Source organism: Serratia proteamaculans (genome assembly GCF_008830365.1).
Classification (GTDB): Bacteria; Pseudomonadota; Gammaproteobacteria; order Enterobacterales; family Enterobacteriaceae; genus Serratia; species Serratia proteamaculans.
On record NZ_WBKI01000002.1, the window covers coordinates 195,932 to 208,233 of the forward strand.

Annotated in this window: 11 protein-coding genes; 3 read left to right on the forward strand and 8 right to left on the reverse strand. The window is 54.0% G+C overall.

All coding sequences use genetic code 11. The annotated features are described in order from the left end of the window. Positions 1-3: 3 nt before the first annotated feature. The 5 genes from gsiC to F8R23_RS09890 form a co-directional block, all read right to left on the reverse strand. Positions 4-924, reverse strand: coding sequence for a glutathione ABC transporter permease GsiC (gene gsiC / locus F8R23_RS09870; RefSeq protein WP_085115922.1), 921 nt, complete (start codon positions 922-924; stop codon positions 4-6). 50 nt (positions 925-974) lie between these two features. After that, positions 975-2,513: a glutathione ABC transporter substrate-binding protein GsiB gene (gene gsiB, locus F8R23_RS09875; protein ID WP_151415575.1), complete on the reverse strand. Its 1,539-nt coding sequence runs from the start codon at positions 2,511-2,513 to the stop codon at positions 975-977. A 23-nt stretch (positions 2,514-2,536) separates the two neighbouring features. Continuing rightward, positions 2,537-4,414, reverse strand: a complete 1,878-nt coding sequence (locus F8R23_RS09880; protein ID WP_129937374.1) for a dipeptide ABC transporter ATP-binding protein — start codon at positions 4,412-4,414, stop codon at positions 2,537-2,539. A gap of 19 nt (positions 4,415-4,433) precedes the next feature. After that, the gene (locus tag F8R23_RS09885; protein WP_151415576.1) at positions 4,434-5,378 is read right to left on the reverse strand and encodes an isoaspartyl peptidase/L-asparaginase family protein; all 945 of its coding nucleotides are present in this window, start codon (positions 5,376-5,378) and stop codon (positions 4,434-4,436) included. 338 nt (positions 5,379-5,716) lie between these two features. Beyond that, entirely contained in the window at positions 5,717-6,253 is a 537-nt protein-coding gene (locus tag F8R23_RS09890) for a DUF924 family protein (RefSeq protein WP_151415577.1), read from the reverse strand. Positions 6,254-6,346: 93 nt separating this feature from the next. On the opposite strand from F8R23_RS09890, the gene moeA reads away from it, so the two are divergent. Next, positions 6,347-7,585, forward strand: a complete 1,239-nt coding sequence (gene moeA / locus F8R23_RS09895) for a molybdopterin molybdotransferase MoeA (RefSeq protein ID WP_129937376.1) — start codon at positions 6,347-6,349, stop codon at positions 7,583-7,585. Between the two features lie 2 nt (positions 7,586-7,587). Continuing rightward, positions 7,588-8,343 (forward strand): molybdopterin-synthase adenylyltransferase MoeB, encoded by a 756-nt coding sequence (moeB, locus tag F8R23_RS09900; protein ID WP_112348257.1) that lies wholly within the window; start codon positions 7,588-7,590, stop codon positions 8,341-8,343. Positions 8,344-8,429: 86 nt separating this feature from the next. On the opposite strand, the gene F8R23_RS09905 is transcribed toward moeB, so the two are convergent. The 3 genes from F8R23_RS09905 to mchS3 form a co-directional block, all read right to left on the reverse strand. Continuing rightward, positions 8,430-10,022 (reverse strand): ABC-F family ATPase, encoded by a 1,593-nt coding sequence (locus F8R23_RS09905; protein WP_112348256.1) that lies wholly within the window; start codon positions 10,020-10,022, stop codon positions 8,430-8,432. A 243-nt stretch (positions 10,023-10,265) separates the two neighbouring features. Further along, complete coding sequence (locus F8R23_RS09910) at positions 10,266-10,556, reverse strand: hypothetical protein (RefSeq protein WP_244953385.1); 291 nt, start codon at positions 10,554-10,556, stop codon at positions 10,266-10,268. A gap of 50 nt (positions 10,557-10,606) precedes the next feature. Beyond that, positions 10,607-11,032, reverse strand: a complete 426-nt coding sequence (mchS3, locus tag F8R23_RS09915) for an MchS3 family protein (protein WP_151415578.1) — start codon at positions 11,030-11,032, stop codon at positions 10,607-10,609. Positions 11,033-11,995: 963 nt separating this feature from the next. Here mchS3 and F8R23_RS09920 point away from each other — a divergent pair. After that, the gene (locus tag F8R23_RS09920; RefSeq protein ID WP_151415579.1) at positions 11,996-12,205 is read left to right on the forward strand and encodes a helix-turn-helix domain-containing protein; all 210 of its coding nucleotides are present in this window, start codon (positions 11,996-11,998) and stop codon (positions 12,203-12,205) included. Positions 12,206-12,302: the final 97 nt, after the last annotated feature.

Genomic DNA, 12,302 nt, shown 5'->3' on the forward strand with positions numbered 1-12,302 from the left:
CCCTCATTTGTAGCGTATCGCCGGGTTAATTGCCGCATACAGCAGGTCCACCAACAGGTTAATCAGAATGAACTCCAGCGAGAACAGCAAGACTTCGGCCTGGATCACAGGGTAGTCACGCATCTCCACCGAGTCGACCAGCAGCCTGCCCAGCCCCGGCCAGTTGAACACCTTCTCCACCACGATCGAGCCGCCGAGCAAAAAGCCAAATTGCAATCCCATCATGGTGACGACCGGGATCATCGCGTTACGCAGGCCGTGTTTCACCACCACCATGGTTTCCCGTACGCCCTTGGCGCGCGCGGTACGCATGTAGTCTTCCTGCAGCACTTCGACGAATGAAGCACGGGTAAAACGCGCCATTACCGCTGCCACCGCCGCTCCCAGCGTGATCGAGGGCAGAATATAGTGCCGCCAGCTGTCGGCCCCCACCGTCGGCAACCAGCCAAGGTTGACGGAGAATACCTGCATCAACAGCATGCCAAGCGCAAAAGCGGGGAATGAGATGCCGGAAACCGCTAACGTCATGCCGAGGCGGTCTGGCCAGCGGTTACGCCAGACGGCAGACACCATACCGATGCCCATACCGAAGATCGTCGCCCACAGCATGCTGGTCAAGGTCAGCCACAGGGTCGGCAGAAAGCGCGAGCCAATCTCTTCGCTTACCGGGCGTTTGGAGACCATTGAGGTGCCAAAATCCCCCTGCAGCGCATTGACAAAAAAGTGCACGAACTGCTGCGGCAGCGGCTTGTCGAGCCCCAGATCCTTGCGTACCAGTTGCACCACTGCCTCGTCGGCCTCCGGCCCTGCCGCCAACCGCGCCGGATCGCCAGGCAACATATGGACGAACAGAAACACCAGCACCGCGACAATCAGCAGCGTCGGGATCAACCCCAGCAGTCGTTTCAGAAAATAATTAAGCATCTCGGGTGAGTCCCCTCACCCCGCCCTCAATGAGAGCGGGGATTGGCGCCTTATTTAAGGTCGGCATTATCAAAGTTGAACGAGGTATCCGGCATCACATAGAAACCACTCAACTGTTTGTTGTTGGCCGACAGCAAACGCTCGGTCGCCAGGAAGATCCACGGCGCATCAGCCCAGATGCGATCCTGCGCGTCCTTGTACAGTTTTTGCTTCTCGCCGCGATCGGTGGTCGCCAGCGCACCGGTCAGATCCTGGTCCACCTGCGGGTTACTGTAGAACGCGGTGTTGAACTGCTTGGGTGGTGCCGCCTGGGTAGAGAACAGCGGCGACAGCGCCCAATCCGCCTCACCGGTTGACGCGGACCAGCCGGTATAGAACATCCGCACGCCGGTACCTTTCACCCCAACGCTTTCCACCTGCGCCGCACGTTGACCGGCATCCATCGCCGTCACCGTCACTTTCACCCCTACCTGCGCCAACTGCTGCTGAGCAAACTGCAGAACTTTCTGCGCGGTGCTGTGGTTATGCGAAGACCACAGGGTGGTGGTGAAGCCGTTCGGGTAGCCTGCTTCTTTCAGCAGTTCGCGCGCCTTGGCCAGATCGTATGGCCATGGCTTATAACGGGTAGCAAAGTCTATCGCCGGCGGCACCGGGCCTTCTGCCGGTACCGCGTAGCCGGAGAACGCCACCTTGATCAGTGCATCTTTGTTGATGGCGTAGTTCAGCGCCTGCCGCACTTTCAGATTATCAAACGGCTTCTGGGTGACGTTCAGGCTGATGTAGCGTTGCAGGATCGAAGGAGCCGCCACCAGATCAAGCTTGGCATTGCCTTCCAGCACCTTGGCCTGCTCATAAGGGAACGGGAAAGCAAAGGTCGCTTCGCCGGTCTGCAACATCGCCGCGCGGGTATTGTTATCCACGATCGGCCGCCAGGTGATGCTGTCGAGTTTCGGCAGCCCCGGCTTCCAGTAACCGTCAAACTTCTTCACCTTGACGAAATCGGTCTGGTTCCAGGTCACGAACTGGTAAGGGCCGGTACCAACCGGATGGAAACCAATCTCTTTGCCGTACTGCTTCAGCGCCGCCGGGGAAATGATCACCGCCGCCGGGTGCGCCAGATTATTGATAAACGCCGAGAATGGCGCTTTCAGCACGATCTTGACCGTTGTAGCATCCACCACTTCGGTTTTGTCGATCATCTTGAACAGGTTGTAACGCTTGAGGTGATTGTCCGGGTTGCTGGCACGATCCAGGTTAACCTTCACCGCTTCGGCGTTAAATTCGCTGCCGTCATGGAATTTCACTCCCGGATGCAGCTTGACGGTGTAAGTCAGGCCGTCTGGACTCACCTCGTAGCTGTCCGCCAACACGTTTACCAGCTTCATGTCCTTGTCAAAGCCGAACAGGCCCTGATAGAAGGATTTGGCCACAGCCTGCGACAGCGTGTCGTTGGCGTCATACGGGTCAAGCGTGGTGAAATTGGACGCGACGGCGATCACCGCATCTTTCGCCGCCCAGGCCGGGCCTGCGCCCACCGCCGCCAACAGCACGACGACCGCTAACGCCTTACGTTTGAATGTGTGCTTCATGGTACTTGCATCTCCTGAGGTCATTAAAAGGCACCGGCGATCGGATGACGGGCAACAAAGTGCCCGGGGCCAACCTGCACCAGCGGTGCGGTAACGGGTTCATCGCCCAGCGCGCGGATCGGGCTGGGAATTTCATCGACCAGCAGCGGCTGACGTTGGTGAGTATGGGCCGGATCGGCCACCGGTACTGCTGCCATCAGCTTGCGGGTGTAGGCGTGCTGCGGGCTATCAAACACCGCACGGCGCGGGCCAATTTCGACGATCTGTCCAAGATACATCACCGCAACGCGATGGCTGATACGCTCCACCACCGCCATATCATGCGAGATAAACAAAAAGGCAATGCCAAACTCACGCTGCAAATCGAGCAGCAGGTTGACGATCTGCGCCTGAATCGACACATCGAGCGCCGACACCGATTCATCGGCGATCACCACTTTGGGGTTGAGTGCCAGCGCACGCGCAATACAGACTCGCTGTCGTTGCCCGCCAGAGAATTCATGCGGGTAGCGACGTGCGTGTTCAGGTTTCAATCCGACGCGCTCCAGCAGCCAATCGACCCGTTCTTGTGCGGCCTTGCCGCGTGCCACGTTATGCACCAGCAGCGGTTCCATAATCGAGAAACCGACGGTCAGACGCGGATCGAGCGAGGCATAAGGATCCTGGAAGATAAACTGGATATCCCGCCGCAGATGCTGCAACGCCGGGCCTTTCAACTGATTGATCTGGCGACCGTCAAAGGTAATGGTGCCGTGCTGGCTGTCCACCAGCTTCAGCAAGGATCGGCCGGTGGTGGACTTGCCGCAGCCGGACTCCCCTACCAACCCCAGGGTTTCACCGGGGTAGAGATCGAAACTGACGTTTTCCACCGCGTGTACCCGGCGGGTGACCCGGTTCAGAATGCCGCTGCGCAGATCAAAGCGCGTCACCAAATTCTCCACCCGCAGGATCGGCGCCGCACCGGGCGGCACGGTATCTTGTGGCTCGCCATTGTCCGCACCGTTCGGCAACGGAAATTTGGCCGGAAAATCTTGCTGTGCCATCGAACCCAGCTTCGGTACCGCTGCCAACAAGGCCTGGGTGTAGGGCTGTTGCGGTGCGGCAAACAGCTCGCGCACCGGTCCCTGCTCCACCCGTTCTCCCTGACGCATCACCAGGACCCGGTCGGCAATCTCCGCGACCACGCCCATGTCGTGGGTGATGAAAATGACCCCCATCTGCATTTCCTGCTGCAACACGCGGATGAGCTGCAGGATCTGCGCCTGAATAGTGACATCCAGCGCGGTGGTCGGTTCGTCGGCAATCAATAATGCCGGTTTACAAGACAGCGCCATGGCGATCATCACTCGCTGGCGCATGCCGCCAGAAAGTTGATGCGGGTAGCGGTTAAGCACATCTTTGGCTTCGGGAATGCGGACCAGATCGAGCATCTGCAAGGCGGCTTGTTTGGCAGCCCGATGATCCATCGCCTGATGCAGACGCAGGGATTCGGCGATCTGCTCACCCACCGGGAATACCGGATTCAGTGAGGTCATGGGCTCCTGAAAAATCATCGCCATATCGGCACCGCGTACCGTCCGCAGCGTCCCCTGGCGGGCACGGGCCAAATCAAGCACCTCACCGTTGCGCCGACGGAAGGGCATGGCACCGCTGACGATATTGCCACCGCCCTGTTCCACCAGCCGCATCAAGGCCAGCGAGGTGACGGATTTGCCTGAGCCGGATTCGCCGACGATCGCCAGCGTTTCACCGCGATCGATATCGAATGACAGGTTGCGCACCGCATCCAGGGTGTCACCCTGTTGATGAAACTGAATACTGAGATCGCGTACTGAAAGTACGCGCTGTGGCGGCAACCATAGCCCAACATCGGCCGTGGGTGGCATCAAGGTATCGGTCATGCACCCTCCTGGTGATCGGTTAGCGATAAATCCCTACGGACGGCGCATCGCCGACATAACCAAACCCGCGGTACATCCCTTCACTGTTAAAAGGCAGCGCCACGTTACCTTGGCTGTCGATGGCGATCATCCCACCGCTACCGCCCATCGCCAGCAGTTTTTCCATCACTATCCGGTCGCTGGCCTGCTGCAGGCTGAGACCGGCGTATTCCATCAACGCGGAAACGTCATAGGCAGCCACGCCGCGCATGAATATTTCACCGGTGCCGGTGCTGGAGACCGCCACCGTGGCATTGTTGGCGTAACAGCCAGCACCGATTATTGGCGTATCGCCGACCCGACCGGCCTGTTTGTTGGTCATGCCACCGGTCGAGGTGGCCGCTGCCAGATTACCCAGGGCGTCCAACGCCACCGCACCCACGGTGCCAAACTTACTGTCAGGGTCGATCGGCTCGGCACCGTCGTGATCGAGCAACACCCGTCCCAGCTCTGCCTGAGCGCGGTGCAGTTGGTCAAAACGTGATTGGGTAAAGAAGAAGTCAGGGGCGACCATTTCCAGGCCGTGGGCAATGGCAAACTTTTCGGCGCCCTCGCCGGCGAACAGCACATGCTGGCTGCTTTCCAGCACCGCACGCGCAGCCAGTATCGGATTGCGTATCCGACTGACACCCGCTACGGCACCGGCATCACAGGTGCGTCCGTCCATCACGCAGGCATCCAGTTCATGGGTACCCTGATGAGTGAACACCGAGCCTTTACCGGCATTGAACAACGGGCACTCTTCCAGCAACCGCACCGCTTCAGTCACCGCATCCAATGCGCTGCCACCCTGGGCGAGGATCTGCTGACCTGCGGCGACAATGCCGGATAACGCCTGAATATACTCTTGTTCTTTTTCAGCACTCAGCGCCGTACGGGTAATTGCGCCCGCACCGCCGTGAATGGCAATCACTGGTTTGCTCATTTGCCTGACACCCTGTGTTAAACCTGCCAACCCCACACCGTTCCCGGGCTGCTAATTAATTATTATACTTAGCCCGTCATTCTATGTAAAGCATTAAGTCACTACTCAGCATTTAGCGTAGTTCGCTTAGATTATTTCGCACATTGAAATAGCTTAATGGAATAAAAACAGTCAGTTAGAATGGAGAGGAAACACCGTAAATAACGGTTGGGATTTTTGGTAAAAGCACTGGGCAGATAGACAACTATTATCCGGAGAAATAACCGATATCTCTGTATATTAAGCTGTCACAGGTTCAACCTGCTGTTTTTCAGCAGGCTGAACGCAGATGATAATATTTAGAACCCGGAACCCGGCAGCAACAGAAATGCTTCTTCTTCCAGGGTTGAGACGCGGCCTAATATCGCATTACGGTGCGGGTAACGGCCAAAACGGTCAATAATAGCTTTATGTCGCAATTCAAACTCCAGCTGATCGCCATTATCCAGTTCGGTATACAACTCCAGCGCCTGCTGATGGATCAGCGCCGACTCCGAGTGCATAAACGGCAAATAGAGAAAACCCCGCTGCTCCCGACTGAGCTGTTCACATTGCCCGCTGCGCACCGCTTCCTGCGCCAACACCAGCGCCATACAGTCGCTGGCAAATGAACCGGGTGTGCCACGGAACAGATTGCGGCTGAACTGATCGAGCACGATCACCTCAGCCAATCGCCCCTCAATGGTTTCTCGCCAGTGCGCCAGTTCACCGGCAGCGGCGGCCTGCCAAACCAGGCCAAAGCGGGTATGCAGCAGGCGATCAAATTCATCATCCTTTTTGAACCACATTGCCGGTTCGATCTCGTCAAACCAGAAGTCTAATACCTGTCTGTGCATCACGGTCTCCTGTTGTTTACTTCAGCATAGCATCCTTCATAATACCCCCACTTTGCCGAAAATTTCGCGCACCCTGATTACGGAGTTCTCTCAATGGATCATTGCCATACTTCCGATCTCATTTCCCTGGAGCAGGCGCTGGAGAAGATGCTCAGCCAACTCTCCCCCCTGCAGCAGACCGAATCCATTGCCCTGACCGCTGCCGCCGGCCGTATTACAGCCGTACCGGTGATTTCCCCTATTGATGTTCCTCCGTTTGCCAATTCGGCGATGGACGGTTACGCCGTGCGCCTCGCCGATTTGCAGGCCAATGCCCCGCTGCCCGTGGCGGGCAAAGCCTTTGCCGGTGCACCATTCAACGGCGACTGGCCAGCCAACACCTGCGTGCGCATCATGACCGGCGCCCCTATCCCTGTCGGCGCCGAAGCGGTGATCATGCAGGAGCAGGCCGAGGTGAGTGATGCCGGAGTACGCTTCACGGCCGAAGTGCAAGCCGGGCAAAATATCCGTCTGGCGGGGGAAGATATTCGCCTGGGTGCCGGGGTGTTACCCGCTGGCGTCAGGTTGGGCGCGGCACAGTTGCCGTTGCTGGCCTCGCTCGGCGTCGCCGAAGTCCAGGTGATGCGCAAACTGAAAGTCGCCGTGTTCTCCACCGGCGACGAGTTACAACCGGTCGGTCAACCGCTGCAGGCAGGTCAAATCTACGATACCAATCGCTTTGCGGTGCGCCTGATGCTGGAACAGCTGGGCTGCGAGGTGATCGATCTGGGCATTATCCGCGACAATCAAGAAGCGCTGCGCGCCGCTTTCGAGCAGGCGGACAGTCAGGCCGACGTGGTGATCAGCAGCGGTGGCGTCTCGGTCGGTGAAGCCGACTACACCAAGCAGATGCTGGACGAACTGGGTGAAGTCAGCTTCTGGAAGCTGGCGATCAAACCGGGTAAGCCTTTTGCCTTCGGCAAGCTGAAACACGCCTGGTTCTGCGGCCTGCCGGGCAACCCGGTTTCCGCCGCCCTGACCTTCTACCAACTGGTGCAACCGCTGTTGGCAAAGCTGGCCGGTTACAGCGACTGGCAGTTGCCACCGCGTCTGCAAGCGCGCGCATTAACCCCCTTGAAGAAAGCACCGGGCCGTCTCGATTTCCAGCGCGGCGTATTTACCAGCAACGCCCAGGGTGAGTTGGAAGTGAGCAGCACCGGTCATCAGGGCTCGCACGTCTTCAGCTCGTTCAGCCAGGGCAACTGCTTTATCGTGCTGGAGCGCGATCGCGGCTCAGTGGCTGTGGGTGAAAGGGTGGACATTGAGCCCTTCAACGCCCTACTGAGGAGCTGAACATGCTGCCGGAATTAACCGATGCCGAAGCGCTGCGCTATAACCGCCAGATTATCCTGCGCGGCTTCGACTTCGACGGTCAGGAAAAGCTGAAGGCCGCACGGGTACTGATTGTCGGCCTGGGCGGATTGGGTTGCGCCGCCGCGCCCTATTTAGCTGCGGCGGGCGTCGGTCACCTGACGCTGGTTGATTTCGACACCGTTTCGCTCTCCAACCTGCAACGCCAGATCCTGCACCGCGACGCGCGTATTGGCATGGCGAAAGTGGAGTCTGCGCGTATCGAACTGAGCGCCATCAATCCGCATACCCACATTGACGCCGTTGACGGGCAGTTGGACGACTCTCAGATGGCGGCACAGATTGCCGCCTGCGATCTGGTACTGGACTGTACCGACAACGTGGCAACGCGCGATCTGCTGAATCGCCTATGCCATGCGCAGCGTAAACCGCTGGTGTCCGGCGCGGCGATCCGTATGGAGGGGCAGCTGAGCGTTTTCACCTACCAGCCTGATGAACCTTGTTACCGTTGCCTGAGCCGGTTATTCGGCGACAACGCCCTGACCTGTGTCGAAGCCGGTGTAATGGCCCCGCTGGTGGGCACCATCGGCACCCTGCAAGCCATGGAGGCCATCAAACTGCTGACACAATACGGCCAGCCGCTCACCGGAAAACTGCTGATGTTTGATGCCATGACGATGCAATTTCGTGAAATGAAGCTGCCGAAAAATCCGCAGTGCGAGGTTTGTGGCGGGGAATAACAGACACAAAAAAGGCGGGAGTGCTCCCGCCTGCAATTATCACTGGTTATCTTTGCGGGCGCGTATAACGCGCCCCTACCAGAGAGTTAGACGATACCCTGGCTACGCAGATAGTCTTCGTAGTTGCCGGTAAAGTCGATCACCTTGGTCGGTGTCATTTCCAGTACGCGGGTCGCCAGCGAGCTAACGAACTCACGGTCGTGGGAAACGAAGATCAGGGTGCCTTCATACATTTCCAACGCCATGTTCAGCGACTCGATGGATTCCATATCCAGGTGGTTGGTTGGTTCATCCATAATCAGGATGTTAGGACGCTGCATCATCAGCTTGCCGAATAACATGCGGCCTTTCTCACCCCCTGACAACACCTTCACTTTCTTCTTGATGTCGTCCTGGCTGAACAGCAAACGACCCAGCACGCTGCGAACTGCCTGCTCGTCATCTTTTTCCTGCTTCCACTGGCTCATCCAGTCGAATACCGTCAGGGTGTCATCGAATTCGTATTCGTGATCCTGAGCATAGTAACCGATCTTGGCGTTTTCAGACCATTTCACGCTGCCGCTGTCCGGTTGAGCATCGCCAACCAGCGCTTTCAGCAGGGTCGACTTACCAACACCGTTCGGGCCCAGTACCGCGACTTTCTCGCCCACTTCAACCATCAGGTTGAGTTTGCTGAACAACGGACCGTTGTCGAAGCCTTTGGTCAGTGCTTCCACTTCCAACGCGTTACGGAACAGTTTTTTGTCCTGGTCAAAACGGATGAACGGGTTCTGACGGCTTGAAGCCTTCACTTCTTCCAGCTGGATTTTGTCGATCTGGCGGGCACGTGAAGTCGCCTGTTTGGATTTGGAGGCGTTGGCGCTGAAGCGGCTAACGAACGACTGCAGTTCGTTAATCTGTGCCTTTTTCTTGGCGTTATCCGCCATCAGACGTTCACGCGACTGGGTTGCCGCCGTCATGTATTCGTCATAGTTGCCCGGATACACGCGCAGTTCGCCGTAGTCCAAATCCGCCATGTGCGTACAGACCATGTTCAGGAAGTGACGGTCGTGCGAAATGATAACCATGGTGCTGTTACGCTCGTTCAGCACCTGCTCCAGCCAGCGAATGGTATCGATGTCCAGGTTGTTGGTTGGTTCATCGAGCAACAGGATTTCTGGATCGGAGAACAGTGCCTGCGCCAGCAACACGCGCAGTTTGAAGCCCGGTGCGATTTCGCTCATCGGGCCATAATGCTGTTCAACCGGGATGCCTACGCCGAGCAGCAGCTCGCCGGCACGTGCTTCGGCGGTGTAACCGTCCATCTCGCCGTAAGCCACTTCCAGATCGGCCACTTTATAGCCGTCTTCTTCGCTCATTTCGGCCATAGCGTAAATACGGTCACGCTCTTCCTTCACTGCCCACAGCTCATGGTGGCCCATGATGACGGTGTCCAGCACGCTGTATTGTTCAAAAGCGAACTGATCCTGACGCAGTTTACCCAGACGCTCGTTCGGATCGAGGAACACGTTGCCGCCGCTCGGTACCAGATCGCCGCCCAGGATTTTCATAAAGGTGGATTTGCCGCAGCCGTTGGCCCCGATCAAACCATAGCGGTTACCGCCACCAAATTTAACAGAGATGTTTTCAAACAGCGGCTTACTGCCAAACTGCATAGTAATGTTGTTAGTGCTTAACACAGCGCTCGCTCTTCATATCATTAGGAATGTGATTTGGCGCGCATTATGCCATAACGGGGATAAGAGATCGCGGGAAGTTTCGGTGACAATTTGAGCAATGATGCGGTGGCAGAGGATCATGCGATTAACCCGACATGCCGGCCCCGTGGGTTGTGCAATGCAAGCCTGCCGACTGACGGAGGGATACCGGTGAAACTAACTGCCTTAATTAAGGCAGTTAGTTTGTGTCATCGTCCTGCAGTATTAGCCCCAAACGTCTCTTTGGAATCTGCTCCAACCAATACTCAGAATATCTTCCAGAGAGAAGCTATTACCACTTGAAGGTTGCCATGGGCCACTTCCCCAAGATGTACCTCCCCCGTTAGGGTACATATCAATTGAAGATGTGCCAGGAGACCAACATTTTCCATTAGCATCAATGTACGTCCCCATATCTCTCCCGCGCTGATCAATTACATTTGTTGATTCTCTGTGACCATCAAGATTCATCCCTCCAGAAATTGAATGTAACTCGTCAAGTATGAGCTCTTTCATGAACATATCCTTTTCATGTATTTTTCAATAGAGTAATTCAGTAAGTTTACTCACATGCATCCATGATTTAAAATACCAACATATAAATGTTTAAATTTTTCTTTTCTTAGAATATCTGCTTTCAATACAGAAACATCATCATTCCACTCTTTTTCAAAAATGGATTTGACGTCATTATTATTTAGTTTACCTAGTCGCTTCAATCCACAAGCTGCATAAAGTTTACTTTCTGGCGTTGCCTTGGGGTTATTGGCTATTCTCAAAAAAATATCAGTTGCACTATTGCTTTTAAGGATGTCTATTACAGCAACTTCTCCCTCACTAACCCTGCCAACAAAGCCATTCATTCCTAAGGAAAAATAACCAACCCGGGATAAGTTGGTTTCTATGGTTTCATAATGATTTTCATTTGCGTAGCCATAGAGAGAACATAACGAAGTAAAAAACAAAGTAGCAACTATAAAAATCCTTTTCATAAATCCCACCCGCATTCAAAAATTATTCGACTTATACCAAACCTAAGCACACAAATAAAAACATTGCAAATAAAAAATTATAACCACATTAATTACATGATTTTTTAAAACCTATAAAACTCCAAACAACTTGTTATTTTATATGGTTTTTATAATTATCATACCGCAGCATAAATGACAGTAGACATTTAAAAATATCAAATAACCGAGCCCCCTAACTTCTGTACCCAGTTGTAATTATTTTTCACGTGAAAAATAAATCACAGGAAACCATTCATATAACTTATAATAACGTTCTTCAATTTACAAAAAACAGATAAATCACAACCTCTGAGAATTTAACAAATAGTGTAAGTCTCTCCATTGCATCCGGCTTATACCTCCCGCGACTGGTTTGTAGGTTTGTTGACTGTTTCCATCTGAAACACGGAAGAAGACATCTGCACAGTCAAGGAAAAGAGTTTTCAGCTCGCGGTTTCTTGTAATTTTCAGCATTAGTTTCGGTAGCCCTATTCCATACTCTAAGGAACCTCTCATTTCTTTCTTGCAACCAGAAATCTCCACATTGTTCGGCGTATCCCCATTCGAAAATCTGATGAGCCGATCGCTACGAAGAGCGCGGAATGCCATTGAGAACTGATCTGTATTGTTGTTGTAGAAGAGAGCCATTTCGTATGGGGCAGCTTTGCTCCGCTCACTCTGGTTATAAGGGTTTGTATACTCGTCAGGATACTTGAAAGGGTCTGCCGGCGCCCATGCCAAGACTGTTGCTGGGAATGCCACTAAAAGTGGCAACATGCATGTCTTCATTATCACACTCTCCCATCAATTACTAACATAATGAATATTAACAAAAATATTTCTTTTCGTACAATTTATTGATGACTATAAGTCACATTTTAACAGACAAAATGTGACTCATAGTCCGTGGTCTGATAAGCAACAAAACATGATGTTTGTTAGATGAAAAATGAACTTCAAATAAAATTTGGCCAACGTGTTCGAGAGTTACGTAAAGAGCGCGGCTGGTCACAGGAAGAGTTCGCTGATAGATGCGGGTTAGACCGTACCTATGTGAGTGGGATTGAGCGTGGGGTTAGGAATCCGACGTTAGAGGTGATTGGAGTCATTGCAAATGGATTTGGATTGACTCTCCATCAACTTTTCCTTTAAAGTCAATAGTTAAAATTTAAATAATTAATAAAAGATATTATACTTTATTGCAAATAAAGTAGTTCTCTATCACTTCATTCATATAGCTCAATCACAT

Bases quoted from the DNA above. Each gene is read 5' to 3' on its own strand.
- gsiC (WP_085115922.1), bottom strand. From the start codon at position 924: ATGCTTAATTATTTTCTGAAACGACTGCTGGGGTTGATCCCGACGCTG.
- gsiB (WP_151415575.1), bottom strand. From the start codon at position 2,513: ATGAAGCACACATTCAAACGTAAGGCGTTAGCGGTCGTCGTGCTGTTG.
- F8R23_RS09880 (WP_129937374.1), bottom strand. From the start codon at position 4,414: ATGACCGATACCTTGATGCCACCCACGGCCGATGTTGGGCTATGGTTG.
- F8R23_RS09885 (WP_151415576.1), bottom strand. From the start codon at position 5,378: ATGAGCAAACCAGTGATTGCCATTCACGGCGGTGCGGGCGCAATTACC.
- F8R23_RS09890 (WP_151415577.1), bottom strand. From the start codon at position 6,253: ATGCACAGACAGGTATTAGACTTCTGGTTTGACGAGATCGAACCGGCA.
- moeA (WP_129937376.1), top strand. From the start codon at position 6,347: ATGGATCATTGCCATACTTCCGATCTCATTTCCCTGGAGCAGGCGCTG.
- moeB (WP_112348257.1), top strand. From the start codon at position 7,588: ATGCTGCCGGAATTAACCGATGCCGAAGCGCTGCGCTATAACCGCCAG.
- F8R23_RS09910 (WP_244953385.1), bottom strand. From the start codon at position 10,556: ATGAAAGAGCTCATACTTGACGAGTTACATTCAATTTCTGGAGGGATG.
- mchS3 (WP_151415578.1), bottom strand. From the start codon at position 11,032: ATGAAAAGGATTTTTATAGTTGCTACTTTGTTTTTTACTTCGTTATGT.
- F8R23_RS09920 (WP_151415579.1), top strand. From the start codon at position 11,996: ATGAAAAATGAACTTCAAATAAAATTTGGCCAACGTGTTCGAGAGTTA.